This is a genomic window from Stenotrophomonas geniculata ATCC 19374 = JCM 13324 (assembly GCF_001431625.1).
GTDB lineage: Bacteria > Pseudomonadota > Gammaproteobacteria > Xanthomonadales > Xanthomonadaceae > Stenotrophomonas > Stenotrophomonas geniculata.
On record NZ_LLXT01000002.1, the window covers coordinates 1 to 18,413 of the forward strand.

Below are 18,413 nucleotides of genomic sequence, written 5' to 3' on the forward strand. Positions count from 1 at the left end.
TGGGTTTGCGGGGTGTGAGCGCCATGGATGGCGCGACCAAGGCTACATGGACGTACTTGCGCCGTCCCCGCATACCCACAGTGCCCCGCCATCCCACGGGGTGCCTGCTGTTGCCGTTGCTTCGGCTGTTGCTCTGGCTTGAAGCAGGTGCAGGGCTGCAAGCCCTGCCGCCCCCCCTCAGTGCAGGAGCGCTGCCACCGCCGCGCGGAATCCGTCCTGGGCCTGCCCGGACTCCGGCGCATGATGCAGCTGCCGCACCGCGCGTCCCAGCCGTGCCGCGCCGACGAAGCCACAACTGGCCTGCAACCGGTGCAGCTGGCTGCGCAGCTGGCGCTCGTCGTGCTGGTCCACGGCCTGCTCGACCGCGTCGCGTACCCCCGGCAACTCGGCCAGGAACAGCTCGCGCAGGGCGATCAGGTGGTTGCGCTGGCCATTGAGCGCGGCCAGTGCCGCGGTCTCGTCCCAGTCCTGCACCTGCAGCTCGACCGCAGCCGGAGCCGGCGCAACGAAGATCCCCGCGGGGCTGTTCACCAGCGCGCGGCGCACGGCTTTCAGCAACTGGTCGCGGCCCAGCGGCTTGACCAGCGTGTCGCTGAAGCCAGCTTCACGCAGGCGGGCATGGATGGAGGTGTCGCCATCGGCGGTATGCGCCAACGCCGGGGTGTCGGGGTGTGAACGGCGCAGTTCGCGCAGCAGCTGCGCGCCATTGCCGTCCGGCAGGTTGACGTCGATCAGCCACAGGTCATGCGCGCCGGGTTCGGCGCTCGCCAGCGCACTGGCCAGTGAATCTGCGGTGTCCACGTCCGCCGGTAACGTTTCCAACGCCGCCTTGAAAAAACCGCGGCTGATGATGTCGTCCTCGACAAGCAGGAAGCGGGGCCGGCTGGCCCGCGGGGTCATCTGCATCAGGGCTGCCTCCATGTCAGCTGTTGCAATCATCAAGCACGGCGGCGGCGGGCGCAAGCGGGTCCGGGCCCTGCCGGTCAGGATCTGCGACAATACGCCCCCATTTTTGCCCGCAGCCTGTTGCCACGTGGCCCGATCCCGCTCCCGCATCGACCGTACCCCGTTCCAGACCGAGATCCTCGACCTCAGCCATGATGGTCGCGGCGTCGCCCGCCGTGAGGGTGAGGGCGGCAAGGTCACCTTCGTCAGCGGCGCACTGCCGGGTGAGGTGGTCATGGCCGAACAGACCGCCCGCAGCCGCCATTTCGACGAAGCGCGCACGGTGGAAGTGCTGAAGGCCTCGCCGCAGCGCGTCACCCCGAAGTGCCCGCACTTCGGCACCTGTGCCGGCTGCGTGCTGCAGCACCTGGACGAAGACCAGCAGATCGTGGCCAAGCAGCGCGTGCTGATGGACAACCTGGAGCGCATCGGCCACGTGAAGCCGGGAACCGTGCTGGCGCCACTGGTCGGCGAGAGCTGGGGCTACCGGCGCAAGGGCCGCTTCTCGGTGCGCCGGGTCGAGAAGAAGGACAAGACCCTGGTCGGCTTCCGTGAACAGGACCCGCGTTTCGTCGCCGACCTCAGCCAGTGCCTGACCGTGATCCCGGAAATCGGCACCAAGGTCGAGGCGCTGTCCACTTTCATCGAATCGCTCGACGGCAAGCGCGATATTCCGCAGATCGAGTTCATCGCCGGTGACCAGGCCGTGGTCCTGACCGTGCGCCACCTGCAGCCGCTCAGCGATGCCGATCGTGCGGCCTGGGCCGCCTTCGGCCAGCAGCATGGCTTCGTGATCTACCTGCAGTCCGGCGGCGTGGACACCGTGCAGCCGCTGGACGGGCAGGGCGTGCCGCTGTCGTTCCGGCTGGCGCCGTGGGACGTGGAACTGGCGTTCCGTCCGCTGGACTTCATCCAGGTCAATGCCAAGCTCAACGAGAAGATGATCGCCCACGCCCTGGACCTGCTGGAACCGGGTGAGGACGAGCGCGTGCTGGACCTGTTCTGCGGCCTGGGCAATTTCACCCTGCCGCTGGCGCGCCGCGTGCGCGAAGTGGTCGGCGTGGAAGGCGATGCCGGCCTGGTCGCGCGTGCCCGTGAGAACGCCGAGCGCAATGGCCTGGCCAACGCCCAGTTCTTCAGCGCCGACCTGACCCAGGATCAGCGCAGCACGCCGTGGATGCGCCAGGGCTTCGACAAGCTGCTGCTGGACCCGCCGCGCTCGGGCGCGATCGAAGTGCTGCAGCAGCTGCCGCTGAAGCAGTTCAAGCGCATCGTCTACGTCAGCTGCCACCCGGGCTCGCTGGCCCGCGATGCCGGCTATCTGGTCAACGAACAGGGCTTCACCCTGGTCAGCGCCGGTGCCATGGACATGTTCCCGCACACCGCGCACGTGGAAAGCATCGCGGTGTTCGAGAAGCGCTGATCGGCTGTCATGCCCATCGCGCATAATGGTGCGATGGGCATCGAAATCGAACGCAAATTCCTCGTCAGCAGCGATGGCTGGCGCGCCGCCGCGCACCGGGTGATCCCGATGGCGCAGGGCTACATCAACGACATGGGCGCGCTTGACCGCGGCACCCAGAACGCCTCGGTGCGGGTGCGCATCGAAGGCGACCACGCCGCGTTGAACCTGAAGTCGCGCACCATCGGCCATACCCGCCAGGAGTTCGATTACCCGATCCCGGTGGACGATGCACGCGCACTGCTGGCGTTGTGCGTGGGTGGCCTGATCGACAAGCGCCGTCATCTGGTCGAACACGCCGGCCTGACCTGGGAGGTGGACGAGTTCCTCGGCGACAACGCCGGCCTGGTGGTGGCCGAGGTCGAGCTGGACAGCGCCGACCAGGCGATCGACCTGCCGGATTGGGTGGGTGCCGAAGTCACCGACGATGCGCGCTACTACAACGTCGCGCTGGCCAGTCACCCCTATTCACAGTGGTGAACCCCAAAAAGGGGACGGAGGGGATTAAGTCGTCTTTACCCCACCTGTGCGGGAACCGACTTAGTCCCCTCCGTCCCCTTTTAACGAAGGAGGCGGGCCCCATGTCGTGGGGATGAGAATCGATATCTACTCCGACGTGGTCTGCCCCTGGTGCTGGATCGGCAAGCATCGTTTCCAGCAGGGCGTGCAGTTGCTGGGCGCGAACGCGCCTGAACTCGATATCCACTGGCAGCCGTTCCAGCTGGATCCGGATGCGGACGCCACCCCGGTGCCGCTGCGCGAGGCCTACGTGCGCAAGTTCGGGGGCGTCGAGCGTACCGAGCAGATCCTCGGCCAGACCCAGACCACCGCGCGTGCCGAGGGCCTGCCGATGGACTTCAGCCAGGGCCAGGTGCGGGTGACCACGCTGCCGGCGCACCGGGTGCTGTGGCTGGCCGGCGAGCACGGCGTGCAGGATGCGGTCGGCGAGGCTCTGTTCCGCGCCCACTTCGAGCATGGCCAGAACCTGGCCGACCCCTCGGTGCTGATCAAGGCCGGCGTGGCGGGCGGCCTCGACGCCGGCGAAATCGCGCAGATGCTGGCCTCCGACCGCGGCCTGGCCGAGGTCGACGCCAAGCTGGCGCAGGCCCACGCATTGGGCGTTTCTTCGGTGCCGACCTTCGTCATCGATGGGAAGTGGGCCATTTCCGGGGCACAGCCGCCGGAGGCCTTCGCCAACGCCCTGCGCCAGATCGCGGCCGAACAGGGCGCTCCGGCAGCGTCGGCTGACGGCGACGAGGCCTGCGGCCCGGACGGCTGCAAGGTCTGACCTGCCCCCCCAAAAGGGGACGGAGGGGATCAAGAGGTATCCAGCCCACCTGGGTCGATTGCGCCTTGATCCCCTCCGTCCCCTTTTTCTGACCACTGCGCCTGTCGGCCGGTTCTGCGACAATGCGGCACTGCGCCATGCGGGCGCGCGTTGTGGAGATCGACCATGCTGCTGATCGGCGTTGCCGGTACCGAACTGACCGCCCAGGAACGTGACTGGCTGCAGCACGATGCCGTGGCCGGGGTGGTGCTGTTCAAGCGCAACTTCGCCTCGCGCCAGCAGGTGACCGATCTGAGTGCGGCCATCCGCGCCGCCGCCCCGCGCCCGCAGCTGATCTGCGTGGACCAGGAAGGCGGCCGCGTGCAGCGTTTCCGCGAGGGTTACAGCGATCTGCCGCCACTGCAGGACATTGGTGCGCTGTATGCCACCGACCCGCAGCAGGCCTTGGCATTGGCCGAACGGCACGCCTGGCTGATGGCCAGCGAGGTGCGGGCCAGCGGTGTGGACCTGAGCTTCGCGCCGGTGGTCGACCTTGGCCGTGGCAACCGTGCCATCGGCAACCGCGCCTTCAGTGAAGACCCGCAGGTGGTGGCCGCGTTCACCGCCGCCTACGTGCGCGGCATGCATTCGGTCGGCATGGCCGCCACGCTCAAGCATTTCCCCGGCCACGGTACCGTGCTGGAAGACACCCACGTGGATACCGCGATCGACCCGCGCGCGCTGGACGAGCTGCGCGCGCAGGACCTGGTGCCATTCCAGGCCGGCATCGCCGCCGGTGCCGACGCGGTGATGATGGCGCACGTGATCTACCCGCAGATTGCGCCTGAACCGGCCGGCTACTCGCCGCGCTGGATCCAGGACATCCTGCGCGGCGAGCTCGGCTTCCGCGGCGTGGTGTTCTCCGATGACATCGGCATGGCCGCCTCGCACAGCGCCGGTGGTGTGCCCGCGCGCGTGCACGCGCATCTGGATGCCGGCTGCGACGTGGTGCTGGTCTGCCACCCGGAACTGGTCGATGAAGCCCTGCACGCGGTGCAGGGACGCTCCCTCAATACTGCTGCGCTGCTGGGCCTGATCGGCCGTGGCGCGCTTGGCTGGGATGGCCTGCTGGCCGATGCCCGCCATGGCGACACCCAATCCCGTCTGCTTGAAACCCTTGGAAGAACCGTCTGATGCCCAACCTCACCATTTCCCAGGCCCTGGCCCAGGCTGACCTGCTGGTCGACCGCCCCACCATCGACAAGGCCATCGCTGGTATCGCCGACGCCATCGCGCGCGATTACAAGGGCGAGGTGCCGCTGTTCCTGTCCATCATGCACGGTGCGCTGCCGTTCGCCGGCCAACTGGCGCTGGAACTGGGCGCGCGCGGCCAGGACGTGCAGTTCGATTACCTGCACGCTACCCGTTACCGCGGTGAAACCACCGGCGGCGACCTGGTCTGGAAGCACAAGCCGGCCACTTCACTGTTCGGCCGCCGCGTGCTGCTGGTCGACGACATCCTGGACGAGGGCTACACCCTGCAGGGCGTGCGCACCTGGTGCCTGGAACAGGGCGCGACCGACGTGCGCATCGCCGCGATGACGGTGAAGAAGCACGACCGCGCGCTGCCGGACGTGACCGCCGACTACGCCGGCATCGAACTGCCGGACCGCTACGTGTTCGGCTTCGGCATGGACGTCAATGAAACCCTGCGCTGCGTGCCGGCCATCTACGCGATGAAGGAATAACGGCGCAGCCGCCCGCGGCGCGTCTTCTTCTGCCGCCGGCATCCTCGGGTGCCGGCGTTCGTCTTTTCATGGAGTGCTTCGAATGCAACAGATCGCCCTGGCCGTGATCGGCGGTACCGGTGTCTACAATCTGGCCAAGCTTGACGATGTGCAGACCCACGAGGTCGACACCCGCTTCGGCCGCCCGTCGGGCCCGGTGCGCGTCGGTACGCTGCTCGGCCATCGCGTGGCGTTCCTGGCGCGGCATGGCGAAGGCCATTCGCTGCCGCCGCACAAGATCAACTATCGCGCCAACCTGGCCGCGCTGCAGCAACTGGGCGCGCAGCGCGTGCTGGCGTTGAACACGGTGGGGGGCATCACCGAACACTTTGGTCCGCGCGTGCTGGCTTGCCCGGACCAGATCATCGACTACACCTGGGGCCGCATCAGCACGATCTGTGAAGAAGAAGGCACCGACGTGGTCCACGTCGATTTCGGCCACCCGTACACGCCGATGCTGCGCAGCAAGATCCTGGCCGCGGCCAAAGTGACCGGTGTCACGGTCCATGACGGTGGCTGCTACGGCGCAACGCAGGGCCCGCGCCTGGAAACCATCGCTGAAATCGCCCGTATGCGCCGCGACGGCTGCGACCTGGTGGGCATGACCGGCATGCCGGAAGCCGCGCTGGCACGCGAGCTGGGGCTGGATTACGCCTGCCTGGCGATCATCGCCAACTGGGCTGCCGGGTGTGGTGATGGCGAGGAGATTACGATGGCCGAAGTGCTGGCCAACGTGCAGGCGGCCGGCAACGGACTTCCGGAACTGGTGGGCGAATTGGCACGGGGGTGATTGTCTTCCCCGAGCAAGCTTTGCATACTCAGCTTGTGCGCGGGTTCAGCGTACACCACCCATTCATTGCATAAGGTCTCGCATCACCATGCCGAACGGTACCGTCAAGTGGTTCAACGACGCCAAGGGATTTGGCTTCATCTCGCCGGAGGATGGCAGCGCCGACGTGTTCGCGCACTTCTCCGCCATCAACTCCAAGGGCTTCCGCAGCCTGCAGGAAGGCCAGCGTGTCACCTATGACGTGACCCAGGGCCCGAAGGGTGCCCAGGCTTCGAACATCACGCCGGCCGAGTGATCCACTCGACAGTGCGTTGAAAACCCCGCTCCGGCGGGGTTTTTTTTTGTGCGGCATGCCTGCGGCCCGTTCGCGATCCACCCACCTCGGGCACAATGCGTCCATGAAGGAACGACTGCGCATCGCCGTGATCGGCTACGGCACCGCTGGACAGGCAGTGTCCATCCTGCTCACCCGTGACGGCCACGAGGTGGAGATCTTCGAACGCGTGCCCACGCCGGGACCGGTTGGCGCCGGCTTCCTGCTGCAGCCCAGCGGCCTGCAGGTACTGTGGCAGATGGGCCTGCTTGATTCCGTGCGCGCACATGCCGCGCCGGTGCACCGCCTGTATGGCGACACGCCGTGCGAGCGCGCGGTGATGGACATGCGTTACGACGGACTGGATGCGCGCCTGCACGGCCTGGGCATGCAGCGCGGGGCCATGTTCTCGCTGCTGGATGAAGCGCGCGCGGGTGCAGGCCAGTTGCATGCGGGCGTCAGCATCGCGGCGGTGGATGCCGAGCAGGGCCGCCTGCGCGACAGCGACGGTCGCATGCACGGTCCGTTCGATCTGGTGGTGGCCGCCGATGGCGCCGCCTCGACGCTGCGCGGCACGATCGCCGGCGGTGCCGGGCTGGACCGCGTGTATCCGTGGGGGGCGCTGTGGTGCCTGCTGCCGGCCGAAGACTGGCCGCACGTGCGGGAGCTGCGCCAGCGCTACGTGGCCGCGCGCAAGATGATCGGGCTGCTGCCGGTCGGCACGCGCCCCGGTGATGACACGCCGCGCCTGAGCTTCTTCTGGAGCCTGCCACGCGCCGACTTCGAGCGCTGGCAGGCCGACGGCATGGCCCCCTGGCTGGATGAACTGCATGCACTGTGGCCGCAGGCCAGTGCGCGCTTCGCCCACCTGCGCGATGCCGGCCAGATGGCGCGCGCGGTCTACCGTGATGCGGTGATGACGCGCTGGCACCAGGGCCGCATGGTGCTGGCCGGTGATGCCGCGCACGCGATGAGCCCGCAGCTGGGGCAGGGGGTGAACATGGCGCTGCTCGATGCGTTGGCATTGCGCGATGCCGTTCGCACGCATGGCGGTGGTGCCGAAGCGTTGCAGGCGTACCAGGCGCAACGCAGGGCGCACGTTGCGGTGTACCAGCGCTGGAGTCGTTGGCTGACGCCGCTGTTCCAGTCCGACCGCCACGCCTGGGCCAAGGCGCGTGATGTGCTGCTGGGCCCGATGGGGCGCCTGCCCGGTGGCCGTGGCCACATGCTGCGCGTGCTCAGTGGCACCCAGCACGGCTGGTTCGGTGCGCTCGCACTGGATCCGGCTTTCGTCGACGCATTGGCCGCCGCAGCGGAGGCACCTCGCATCAACGCGATCACGGCCAATGCGTGAAGCGCGTCGTCACGTGAATTAACGGTTGCCTCACCGCGGATATGCGAGAAGTAGGTTGCACGCGATTGCGCGTCGCCCGTTTTCCTTTCCGTGATCAACATCGCGCGTGGCCCGGGCGGCGCTGCCGTTGCGGCCTGTTGCGGCCCGGACGTGCCGCCTGTTGTTGAAGAGGAGGACGCCATGTTGTTCGCGGTCGAGGAGCTGGAATCGGAAATCTGCAAGCTGCGCGGATTGCTGCAGATGCTGCACGAGGACCAGCCCGACGTACTGGAGGACGTATTCGAGTTCCATGTCGGCAGCCTGATCAGTCATGCATCAGCTGAGCACCACGCACGCATCCGCACCTGCGCGCAGGAGATGCTGGCGGCGATCCAGGCGTTGCCGCGACGACGTGAAGATGACACGCCTGATTTCCGGTTGATGCCGCAGCTGGGCATTCGTCCGGCCTGATTCAAGCTTCCGGCAGTTCCACCAGGCCGCCCTGCACGCAGACGATCATCTGCTCGCCAGGGACGGGGGCAGGGACGATTCCGGCGGTAAACGCGGAGAAGGCGGGCAGGATTGTCGTCCGGTCGCGCAGCCAGAACGCGGCGAAGCGCCGCCGCAGGGGCGGCAAGGCAACCTGCGGATGCAGATGCCCGGCGATCACATGCAGCTCTGCATCAGGCATCGGCTCATGCCGAAGCAGGAACGGCCCCAGCCGTACTTCATCGTGGATCTGGACCTGCAACTGCGCATGAGGCAGCTGGCGGTCGTGATTGCCGCGCAGAACATGCACGTCCAGTGCGGCATTGCGTTCACGCCATCCCAGCCATTGCTGGTACCAGGCAGCGCGATGCGCCGGCCCATGCAGGATGTCGCCCAGGATCCACAGCTCGCGGCAGGCATGCCTTTCCAGCAGCCCCTGCAGGCGTTGCAGGTCTTCGCCGGTGCCGCCGCTGGGCAACGCGATGCCGGCACGACGGAATACATCGGCTTTGCCCAGGTGCAGGTCGGCGATCAGCAGCGCCTGCCGCGCAGGCCAGTACAGTGCACGCGCGCCAAGCAGAATCAGCGATTCGCCGGCGCGCAGCAGCGGCAGTTCATCGGCCATGGCGGCGCTCCAGCTGCTGGGCCGCGCGTTGCACACGGGTGCGCCAGTCTTCGTTGCTGAACTGCCCGCGCAGGCGTTCGGCCCACAGTGGAAAGCCCAGCGGTGTGAGTGATGCCGGGTGCTGCACCGAGAAGACCTGCATGCCGATCCTTGCCAGTACCTGCTGCAGCCCTGGGAGGTCCAGGCTGTCGTGCAGCACTTCGCGTTCGGCCAATGCCAACAGCAGGTGGCCGGGATCATGCTCGCGCAGTACGTCGTAGAGCAGGCCCGCCGAGGCCTGCAGCTGGCGCAGCGACCGCGGCATGCCGCCGGGCAGGCTGGGCACCAGCAGGCCGGCGACGCGTGCGATGCCACGGAACTGGCGCCGCGCCAGCTCGCCCAGGTTCACTGCCGCGCGCAGATCGTCCAGCAGCTGATCGGGGGTGAACAATGCGCGCCATTGCGCCGCATCCAGCTCGATCGCCTGCGCCGGTGCCAGCACCAGGCCATGATCGTTCACCGCATAGCCGATGCTGTTGCGCTGCCAGCGGGTACAGCGCAGTGCCAGCAGGGCGGCCAGCGCCTCGTGCACGTGGCGGCCGGCAAAGGGGTAGACGAACAGGAACTGGCCTTCGCGGCGCCGCACCTCTTCCACCAGCAGATGTTCCGGGCCGGGAAGCGCCGACAACTGCTGCTGCAGTGCCAGCAACGGTGACAACCAGCGTGATTCGGCACTGTCGTCGGCGCCGGACAGTACCCACTCCAGCTCACGGCCGAGCGGCATCGACAGCGGCAACTGGCCTCCCTGCCAGCGTGGCACCACACCATCACCGCGCCCTCGTGCCAGCCGCACGAAGGCGGTCATGTCGCGCAGCTGCACCAGTTCCAGCAGGCGCCCGGCGAACTGGAAGCGATCACCACGGCGCAGGCGGCTGGCGAACTGTTCCTCCACGGCGCCCAGGCCACCCCCGCGCAGGAACTGCACGCGCACGCTGCCATCGCTGCTGATGGTGCCGATCGACAGCCGATGGCGCAGTGCCTGGCGGCGATCGTGCATGCGGTAGCAGCCGTCGTCATCGCGCACGACCTTGTGGAAATCAGGGTACTGGGCCAGCGCCTGGCCGCCCTGCACGATGAAGGTCAGTACCGCCTGCCATTGGCCGTCGCCGAGCGATGCGAAGGCGTGGGTGCGCCGCACCTGCGCCAGTAGCGCATCGCTGTCGAAGCCACCGGCCAGCGCGCGGCTGACCGCATGCTGGGCCAGCACATCCAGCGACAGCGTCGGCGGCCTGCGTGCTTCGACCACGCCGGCGGCCAATGCACGGCGCACGGCGGCGTACTCGGCCAGTTCCAGCGCATGACTGGGCACGCACAGGATGGAGCCGCTGGCGCCCGGGCGGTGGCGCGCACGTCCGGCGCGTTGGCGCAGGCGGGCCACACCCTTCGGGCTGCCCAGCTGCAATACCTGCTCAACCTCGGGGAAGTCCACGCCGAGGTCGAGGCTGGAGGTGGCCACCACGCAGCGCAGCACGCCCGCGCGCAGGCCATCCTCCACCTGCTGGCGCAGCGCCGGATCCAGTGAGCCGTGGTGCAGCGCAAGCGTGCCCTGGTCTTCGGGCCAGACCGCGGCCAGCGCCTGATGCCATAGTTCCGCCTGCGCACGCGTATTGGTGAACAGCAGGCTGCTGCGTGCCTGCATCAACGCGTCCAGCACGCGCGGCAGTTGCGCCAGGCCAAGATGCCCGGCCCAGGGGAAACGTTCGCCGGGGTCGGGCAGCAGGCTGCGCACGCCGACTGCGCGCGTGCGCACGCCCTGCACGATAGGCGCGTCGGGCTGCCCGGGCAGCAGCACGTCGCGTGCTTCATCAAGATTGCCCAGCGTGGCCGAGAGCCCCCACAGCTGCAACGCGGGGGCGATGTCGCGCAGCAGCGCCAGGTTCAGTTGCAGCAGCACTCCCCGCTTGTTGCCCAGCAGTTCATGCCACTCGTCCACCACCACGCAGCGCAGCTGGCGCATGCGTGCCACGGTATCGGGATAGCTCAGCAGCAGCGCCAGCGATTCGGGCGTGGTCACCAGCACGTCGATGCGGCCTTCGCGGGCCTGGCGCCGCTCGCGGTTGCTGGCGTCACCGCTGCGCAGGCCGACACGCCATCCCAGTCCCAGGCCGTCGACGACGGCCTGAAGGGCGCGGGCGGTATCACTGGCCAACGCGCGCAAAGGCGTCACCCACAGCACCTGCAGTGGGCGCACCGCGCTGGCCCTGCGGGGCGGTGGCGGTGGATCGACCAGCGCCTGCAGCAACGGCCCACCGAACATCGCCAGCGTCTTGCCGCTGCCCGTGGGCGTATGCAGCAACCCGGATTCGCCGGCCAGGTAGTGGCGCCACATTGCGCGCTGGAATGGCAGTGAGCGCCAGCCGCGTGCCGCGAACCAGTCTTCCAGCCTGCGCAGCGCCTGGCTGCGGTTCATCGCGCCAGCGCCTGCAGCGTAGCCAGCTGATCGGCCTCGCTGGCAGGCTTGTCGTGGCGCCAGCGCAGGATGCGCGGAAAGCGCACGGCGATACCGGATTTGTGCCGGCTGCTGCGGTTGACCGCTTCGAAACCCAGTTCGAACACCTGTTCGGCGCGCACGCTGCGCACTGGACCGAAGCGCTCGCGGGTGTTGGCGCGGATCCAGCGGTCGAGCGCGAGGATCTCCTTGTCGTCCAGGCCCGAATACGCCTTGGCCACCGGCACCAGCGTGTCTCCGTCCCAGACGCCGAAGGTGTAGTCGGTGTACAGCGTGCTGCGCCGCCCATGGCCGGCCTGGGCGTACAGCAGCACCGCGTCGATCGTGAGTGGATCGACCTTCCATTTCCACCAGTCGCCGCGTCGTCGCCCGGTCTGGTAGGGCGAGACACGCCGTTTCAGCATCAGACCTTCCACGCCGCGTTCGCGTGCCACGTCGCGCATCGCTGCTGCCCGTTGCCAATCGTCGGCGTCAACGTCGGGCGACAGCTGGATCCGCACATCGTCCAGCGCACCGATGACCTCAGTGAGCCGCGTACGCCGTTCCTGCAACGGCAGCTCACGCAGGTCCGCGCCATCGACTTCCAGCAGGTCATAGGCGAGCACACGCACCGGCGTGTTGCGCAGGGTGGCCGCACCGGGTTTGCGGCGCTGGATGCGGGTCTGCAGCGCGGTGAAGGCACGCGGCAGGTTGGCGTTTTCGTCCCAGGCCAGCAGCTCGCCGTCCAGTACGCAGCCATCGGGAAGCGCCATCGCCGCCTGCTCGATTTCGGGGAAGCGGCCATCCAGCCGCTCTTCGCCACGCGACCACAATGCGACCTCGCCACGCCGGCGAAGCAGCTGCAGGCGAATGCCATCCCATTTCCATTCCAGCAGCCAGTCATCGATCGGGCCGAGCCGTTCGGCAGGTTCACCTTCCAGTGGCGATGCGAGGAAGAACGGGTAGGGCTGCTGACGGTCCAGCGGAAGCTCATCCGGCGACAGCAGCTGAGCCAGCAGCCCGGGCGAGGGCACCCACTCACCAAGCATGCGCTGGGCGATGCGTGCGATGTCCAGGCCGGACCATTCGGCCAGCGCCTGCTGTACCAGCCGCTGCGAAACACCTACGCGCAGGGCACCGGTCAGCAGCTTGTTGAACACCAGGCGTTCGCTGCTGCACAGCTGCTGCCAGCCTGCGACGACCGCCGCACGGCGCACTGCTTCGGCTTGATTGGCCACCGCCAGCAGATGTTGTTCGATCCATTCGGCCAAGGGGCGGTCGACAGCTGGCCGGGATGGATCATCCAGCAGCAGGGTCAGCGTTTCGGCCAGGTCCCCCACCTGCGCATAGCTGTCCTCCACCAGCCAGGGCGGCAGGCCCGATTCCTCGCTCACCCACGCGCGCAGTTCGCTGCTGGCGGCGATCTTCCGGCGTGCGCCGCCCACCTTGCCGCCGCTGAGCAGGTACAGCGCCCATGCCGCGTCATGCGCACGCGCCTGGCGGAAGTAGTCGACCAGCGCCGCACGCTTGTCCAGCGTGGCGGTGCTGCGATCCAGGCGCTGGTAGAGCGCAGCGAATGCCTTCATTCTTCGCTCCCGAAATCGGTACGGAAGGCTTCGGCAGCCACGCCGCGCTCGCGCAGGAACGGAATCAACGCATCGGTATTGCCATGGGTGGCGATCACCCGCCGGGCGCCCGTCTGTTCGATGGTCTGCAGCAGTGCTGGCCAGTCGGCGTGATCGGAAATGACAAAACCGCGATCGACATTGCGACGCCGCCGATTGCCGCGCAGCTGCATCCAGCCGGATGCGAAGCCCAGCTGGTGGCGGCCGAAGCGACGCATCCAGGGCGTGCCCGCAGCTGACGGCGGCGCGAGGATCAGCTGGCCGGCGGCATCCGGCTGGCGGCCCTGTTCGGCCACGGTGAGCGTCTCCAGCATCGGTACGCCGGCCTGCCGGTAGACCGCCACACCATTGGCGATGGCGCCATGCAGCCAGGCCGGGCGATCGTCCAGTGGCCGCAGTTCGGCCAGCACCCGTTGCGCCTTGCCCAATGCATAGCACAGCAGGATCGCCGCTTCGCCACGTTGTTCGCATTCGCGGCGCCACGCCACGATTTCCGCCGCCACCGCCGGCGTGTCCGGCCAGCGGTAGATGGGCAGGGCGAACGTGGCTTCGGTGATGAAGGTATCGCAGGGCACCACTTCGAACGGCGCGCAGGTCGGGTCGGGCTGGCGCTTGTAGTCGCCCGAGGCCACCCAGACCTGCCGGCCGTCGTCGATGCGTACCTGCGAAGAGCCGAGGACATGGCCGGCAGGGTGCAGCGATACCTGCACCTTCCCCAGGCGGAACGGCACGCCCTCGACGTGCGCCTGCACCGGCACGTCACCCAGGCGCCAGCGCAGGATCGGCAGGCTGCCTTCGCTGCAGTGGTACTCGCCCATGCCCGGACGGGCATGGTCGCCGTGGCCATGGGTGATGACCGCGCGCGCTACCGGTCGCCACGGGTCGATATGAAAATCGCCGGCGGCGCAGTACAGCCCCTCCGGGCGCAGCACCACCAGATCGTCGTTGCCTGCCATGTGGTCACTGTGGCCTGCGTCTCGTGCAGAGGGTGAGAACCGGCCTGAACACGGGCTTGGCAGGCGATGCGGCACAATCGGGCCGCAGACCTCTTGCCGCCAGGATGGACCGGATGAGTGGACCCAGCTTCAGCAGCAACGCGCCGTATGAAACCCATGTGGTGCTGAACCAGCCGCCGCCGTTCGCAGGGCGACAGTTGTGGACCGACGACGTGGCGCTGATGGAAGCCGTGCAGCGCGAAGGCGCCGCCAGCTTCGCGCCGCGGCTGGGTGTCTATGGTGCACTCGCCGGTGATGAACTGTACCGGCTCGGCTTCGATGCCAACCGTGATCGTCCGCGGCTACGCACGCATGATGCACAGGGCCATCGCATCGACACGGTGGAGTTCCATCCGGCCTATCACCGGTTGATGGACGCGGCCAAATCGCACGGCGTCGCAGGATTGTCCTGGCATGAGCCGCAGCCTGGCGCACACGTGGCACGTGCGGTGTTGAGCTACCTGCATCACCAGGCCGAGGCGGGCACCAGCTGCCCGTTGACCATGACCCATGCGGCGGTGGCGGTGCTGCATTCGCAGCCGCATCTGGCCGAGTGGGCGCGCAAGGCCGCTGCACCGGTCTATGACCCGCGCGACGTGCCGGTGGCGGACAAGGCCGGCATCACCCTGGGCATGGGCATGACCGAGAAGCAGGGCGGCTCGGATGTCCGTGCCAACAGCACGCGCGCCGAACCGATCGATGGCGAGCGTTATCGCCTGGTCGGCCACAAGTGGTTCTTTTCCGCGCCGATGTGCGATGGCTTCCTGGTGCTGGCGCAGGCGCCGGGAGGACTGACCTGCCTGCTGATGCCGCGCCGGCTGGCCGATGGTGACCGCAATGCGTTCCGGTTGATGCGGCTGAAGGACAAGCTTGGCGACTGGGCCAACGCCTCCAGCGAGGTCGAGTTCTGCGGCGCACAGGCATGGCGCGTGGGCGAAGAGGGGCGCGGCGTGGCCACCATCATCGGCATGGTGATGATGACCCGCTTGGACTGCATGCTGGGTGCGGCGGCAGAGATGCGCATGGCGCTGGCGCAGGCGCTGCACCACGCACGCCATCGACGCACCTTCGGCAAGCTGCTGGTCGAGCACCCGTTGATGACCAACGTGCTGGCTGATCTGGCGCTGGAGTCGGAAGCGGCCACGGTGTTGGCGATGCGCATCGCACGCGCGGTGGATCGTGCCGGTGTGGATGCCAATGAAGCGGCGATGGCGCGGTTGGGGACGGCACTGGGCAAGTACTGGCTGTGCAAGCGCGCACCGGCTTTCGTCAATGAAGCGCAGGAATGCCTGGGCGGTGCAGGCTACGTAGAGGAGTCGATGCTGCCGCGCCTGTACCGGCAGGCACCGTTGAATTCGATCTGGGAGGGCAGCGGCAACATCCAGTGCCTGGATGTGCTGCGCGCGCTGGCGCGTGAGCCGGAGGCGATGGCGGCGTTGCGCGGTGAGCTGGCGTCGGTGGCTGATCGTGATGGGCGCTATGCAGCGTCATTGCAGCGTTGGGCAGCGGCGCCGCCACCGGAGGAAGCGCAGGCGCGGCTGTTCTGCGAGCGTACCGCGCTGCTGCTGCAGGCGGCGCTGCTGCTGCGTGCGCGCAGCCCGATGGCGGAGGCGTTCGTGCGCAGCCGGCTGGAAGGGGAGCATGGGCTGGCGTTTGGGACGCTGCCGGCGGGGCTGGAGCTGACGGCGATGCTGGCGCGCGCGCTGCCGTAGGGAATGGCCAACGGCGGTGCCCCTCGTGGTGGGCGCTGATACTGATGGATGGGCCGCGCGGGTAGGTCGCGCAGGGGGCGCCGTGAATACGTCCTTGTAGGCCCGGGCGCGCCATCCATGGCGCTTACGCCCCTGCGCAACCCACTCGCGCGGCCTTGGACGGTTTCCGTGCGGTCCACCACGGAATCAACAGAGAGCAGAGAGCGAAAAGCAGAAAAGCCGCGGCAGTGCCGCGGCTTTTCCTGTAGCGCCGAGCCGATGCTCGGCTGCCGATAAGGCTTAGTGCTTGGCTTCTTCCTTGGCGGCGTTGGCCTTGGCGTCATTGGCGACATCACGTGCCTTGTCGGCAACCTTCTGCGCGGCGTCGGCGGTCGCGTCGCTGGCGTGTGCGGCGGCGTCGGTTGCGGCGTCCTTGGCCTTGTCGGCAGCGTTCGCGGTGGCGTCTGCAGCCTTGTCCAGCGCCTGCTGGGTATCGGCGGCGGCCTGCTCGGAAGCGGCAGCGGTCTTGTCGGCGGCTTCGCGGGTGGCGGCAGCAGCCTTGTCGACGGCGTCGCGGGCGGCAGCGCCTGCGCTGTCGGCCGCCTGCTGTGCGTCCTGCTTGGCCTGTTCGGCTTCCGGGCCCTTGCAGGCGGCCAGGGCCAGCAGCAGGGAGGCGGCCAGCAGGGGGGTAGTGATCGGACGAATCTTCATGGCGGTCTCCGGTACTGCAATGGATGGGGACGCCAGCCTATTCATGCCGTTGTGAAGACGGGGTCGCGATGCAGCGGCTCAGTCGCGCGCATTTCGACAAAAGAAAAAGCCGCTGGCGAACCAGCGGCTTTTCCAGAACAGCGTGAAGAAAGAAGTTATTACTTCTTGGCTTCTTCAGCAGCGTCCTTGGCCTTCTCAGCGGTGCCTTCAGCAGCCTTGGCAGCGTCAGCAGCGGCGCCGGCAGCGGCGTCGGTGGCAGCAGCGCCAGCCTGGGCAGCAGCGTCAACCGAAGCGTCAGCAGCGGTGGCGGCGGTGTCAGCGGCCTGCTGGGCAGCGTCGGCGGTCTGGGCGCCAGCAGCGGCGGCCTGGTCGGCAGCAGCCTGGGCTTCGGTGGCGGCTTCGTTGGCCGAAGCAGCGGCGTCCTGGGCAGCTTCCTGCTTCGAGCAGGCGGCCAGGGCCAGAGCCAGGGACATCGCGACCAGCAGCTTGTTGATGCTCATTGTGTGAATCCTCGTCGTTAGAATTAGGCAACGCGCATGCTGCGCGCCGACAACATGATGACAAGCCAAGATTGGGTGTCAAGCGATCCCGCATTCATTTTTGCGAAATCATCGTTAAATCCATTTAAATCAATTCGATGGCGATAGCCGTTGCTTCGCCACCGCCGATGCACAGGGTGGCAATGCCGCGCTTGCCACCGCGCGTGCGCAGGGCGTTGACCAAGGTCACCACCAGGCGTGCACCGGAGGCGCCGATCGGATGGCCCAGTGCGCAGGCACCGCCATTCACGTTGAGCTTGTCATGCGGGATGCCCAGTTCGCGCATCGGCGCCATCGCCACCACGGCAAAGGCTTCGTTGATTTCAAACAGATCGACCTGGTCCAGCGACCAGCCGGTCTTGTCCAGCAGCTTGTGCAGCGCGCCGATCGGGGCGGTGGTGAACCACTCCGGTTCCTGCGAGTGGGTGGCGTGGCCGACGATGCGGGCCAGCGGGGTGATGCCACGTGCGGCTGCGTCTTCCTCGGTCAGCAGGACCACAGCGGCGGCGCCGTCGGAGATGCTGGAGGAACTGGCGGCGGTGACGCTGCCGTCCTTCTTGAAGGCCGGACGCAGGGTCGGGATCTTGGCGATGTCCGAGCGGCCGGGCTGCTCGTCGGTGGTGACCTCGACCTCGCCCTTGCGGGTGGCGACCTTCACCGCGACGATTTCATCGGCGAACGCACCGTTGGCCTGGGCCGCCTGCGCGCGCTTGACCGATTCGATGGCGTAGGCGTCCTGCTCTTCGCGGCTGAACTGGTACTTGTCCACGGCGCATTCGGCGAATTCACCCATCGCCTTGCCGTCGTATGCGTTGACCAGGCCATCGTGGGCCATGTGATCGACCGCCTGGAAGTTGCCGAAGCGGTTGCCGGTGCGCGAGTTGGGCAGCATGTGCGGCGCGTTGGACATCGATTCCATGCCGCCGGCGACCACGATGCTGGCCGAACCGGCCTTGATCAGGTCATGGCCGAGCATGATGGTCTTCATGCCCGAGCCGCACACCTTGTTCAGCGTGGTGGCACCGGTTGACAGCGGGATGCCGGCAGCGATCGCCGCCTGGCGGGCCGGCGCCTGGCCCAGATTGGCCGGCAGCACGCAGCCCATGAGGACTTCGGAAACGTCGCTGGCCGGGATGCCCGACTGTTCCAGGGCGGCGGCGATGGCGGCCGCGCCGAGGGTCGGGGTCGGCACGCCGTTGAACTGGCCGAGGAAGGAGCCGATGGCGGTGCGCTTGGCGGCGGCGATGACGATGTTGGACATGGCAATCTCGTTGATGCGTAAGCAATGTTCGGAAAGGAGACCGTGGGCCGTTGGAAGCGCCCCGGTTTCCCGGCAGACTGCGTGGGGGTCGGCCCAAGTATAGAGGGTCGGGG

At 67.8% G+C, this 18,413-nt stretch carries 18 protein-coding genes; 10 read left to right on the plus strand and 8 right to left on the minus strand.

Annotated features, from left to right (window positions below; genetic code table 11):
* Positions 1-177: 177 nt before the first annotated feature.
* Positions 178-906, minus strand: a complete 729-nt coding sequence (locus tag ARC63_RS00075) for a response regulator (RefSeq protein ID WP_010482825.1) — start codon at positions 904-906, stop codon at positions 178-180.
* A gap of 127 nt (positions 907-1,033) precedes the next feature.
* Here ARC63_RS00075 and rlmD point away from each other — a divergent pair, with 127 nt between their 5' ends.
* From rlmD to ARC63_RS00120, 9 genes are all read left to right on the plus strand, one after another.
* Entirely contained in the window at positions 1,034-2,368 is a 1,335-nt protein-coding gene (rlmD, locus tag ARC63_RS00080) for a 23S rRNA (uracil(1939)-C(5))-methyltransferase RlmD (RefSeq protein ID WP_010482826.1), read from the plus strand.
* A 33-nt stretch (positions 2,369-2,401) separates the two neighbouring features.
* Positions 2,402-2,887 carry a CYTH domain-containing protein gene (locus ARC63_RS00085; protein ID WP_043402365.1) on the plus strand — a complete coding sequence of 162 codons (486 nt, stop codon included), beginning with the start codon at positions 2,402-2,404 and terminating at the stop codon, positions 2,885-2,887.
* A gap of 112 nt (positions 2,888-2,999) precedes the next feature.
* Entirely contained in the window at positions 3,000-3,695 is a 696-nt protein-coding gene (locus ARC63_RS00090; RefSeq protein ID WP_049409041.1) for a DsbA family oxidoreductase, read from the plus strand.
* Positions 3,696-3,860: 165 nt separating this feature from the next.
* A complete protein-coding gene (gene nagZ, locus ARC63_RS00095) occupies positions 3,861-4,868 on the plus strand; it encodes a beta-N-acetylhexosaminidase (protein WP_010482829.1) in 1,008 nt (335 codons plus the stop codon).
* Positions 4,868-5,422, plus strand: coding sequence for a hypoxanthine-guanine phosphoribosyltransferase (locus ARC63_RS00100; protein WP_005410592.1), 555 nt, complete (start codon positions 4,868-4,870; stop codon positions 5,420-5,422). The genes nagZ and ARC63_RS00100 overlap by 1 nt, the downstream gene beginning before the upstream one ends.
* An 82-nt stretch (positions 5,423-5,504) precedes the next feature.
* Entirely contained in the window at positions 5,505-6,251 is a 747-nt protein-coding gene (locus ARC63_RS00105) for an S-methyl-5'-thioinosine phosphorylase (RefSeq protein ID WP_010482830.1), read from the plus strand.
* 88 nt (positions 6,252-6,339) lie between these two features.
* Entirely contained in the window at positions 6,340-6,546 is a 207-nt protein-coding gene (locus tag ARC63_RS00110; RefSeq protein ID WP_005410590.1) for a cold-shock protein, read from the plus strand.
* Positions 6,547-6,649: 103 nt separating this feature from the next.
* Complete coding sequence (locus ARC63_RS00115) at positions 6,650-7,918, plus strand: FAD-dependent oxidoreductase (protein ID WP_057502225.1); 1,269 nt, start codon at positions 6,650-6,652, stop codon at positions 7,916-7,918.
* 180 nt (positions 7,919-8,098) lie between these two features.
* Complete coding sequence (locus ARC63_RS00120) at positions 8,099-8,368, plus strand: hypothetical protein (protein WP_019336695.1); 270 nt, start codon at positions 8,099-8,101, stop codon at positions 8,366-8,368.
* Position 8,369: 1 nt separating this feature from the next.
* Here the strand turns inward: ARC63_RS00120 and pdeM are convergent, their stop codons facing one another.
* From pdeM to ARC63_RS00140, 4 genes are read right to left on the minus strand one after another with little or no spacing between them, the layout of a single operon-like run.
* Positions 8,370-9,011, minus strand: a complete 642-nt coding sequence (gene pdeM / locus ARC63_RS00125; protein ID WP_057502226.1) for a ligase-associated DNA damage response endonuclease PdeM — start codon at positions 9,009-9,011, stop codon at positions 8,370-8,372.
* Positions 9,001-11,460 carry a ligase-associated DNA damage response DEXH box helicase gene (locus ARC63_RS00130; RefSeq protein ID WP_057502227.1) on the minus strand — a complete coding sequence of 820 codons (2,460 nt, stop codon included), beginning with the start codon at positions 11,458-11,460 and terminating at the stop codon, positions 9,001-9,003. Before ARC63_RS00130 ends, pdeM begins: the two co-directional genes overlap by 11 nt.
* Positions 11,457-13,064 carry an ATP-dependent DNA ligase gene (locus tag ARC63_RS00135; protein ID WP_019336698.1) on the minus strand — a complete coding sequence of 536 codons (1,608 nt, stop codon included), beginning with the start codon at positions 13,062-13,064 and terminating at the stop codon, positions 11,457-11,459. Before ARC63_RS00135 ends, ARC63_RS00130 begins: the two co-directional genes overlap by 4 nt.
* Entirely contained in the window at positions 13,061-14,059 is a 999-nt protein-coding gene (locus ARC63_RS00140; RefSeq protein WP_053443362.1) for a ligase-associated DNA damage response exonuclease, read from the minus strand. Before ARC63_RS00140 ends, ARC63_RS00135 begins: the two co-directional genes overlap by 4 nt.
* A 113-nt stretch (positions 14,060-14,172) precedes the next feature.
* Here ARC63_RS00140 and ARC63_RS00145 point away from each other — a divergent pair, with 113 nt between their 5' ends.
* Positions 14,173-15,810, plus strand: a complete 1,638-nt coding sequence (locus ARC63_RS00145) for an acyl-CoA dehydrogenase family protein (protein WP_057502228.1) — start codon at positions 14,173-14,175, stop codon at positions 15,808-15,810.
* A 279-nt stretch (positions 15,811-16,089) separates the two neighbouring features.
* On the opposite strand, the gene ARC63_RS00150 is transcribed toward ARC63_RS00145, so the two are convergent.
* The 3 genes from ARC63_RS00150 to ARC63_RS00160 all read right to left on the minus strand — a co-directional run bounded on the left by ARC63_RS00150 (position 16,090) and on the right by ARC63_RS00160 (position 18,300).
* The gene (locus ARC63_RS00150) at positions 16,090-16,500 is read right to left on the minus strand and encodes a hypothetical protein (protein WP_049467900.1); all 411 of its coding nucleotides are present in this window, start codon (positions 16,498-16,500) and stop codon (positions 16,090-16,092) included.
* A gap of 158 nt (positions 16,501-16,658) precedes the next feature.
* Positions 16,659-17,000 carry a hypothetical protein gene (locus ARC63_RS00155; protein ID WP_004153024.1) on the minus strand — a complete coding sequence of 114 codons (342 nt, stop codon included), beginning with the start codon at positions 16,998-17,000 and terminating at the stop codon, positions 16,659-16,661.
* Between the two features lie 124 nt (positions 17,001-17,124).
* Positions 17,125-18,300, minus strand: coding sequence for a thiolase family protein (locus tag ARC63_RS00160; protein ID WP_010482849.1), 1,176 nt, complete (start codon positions 18,298-18,300; stop codon positions 17,125-17,127).
* Positions 18,301-18,413: the final 113 nt, after the last annotated feature.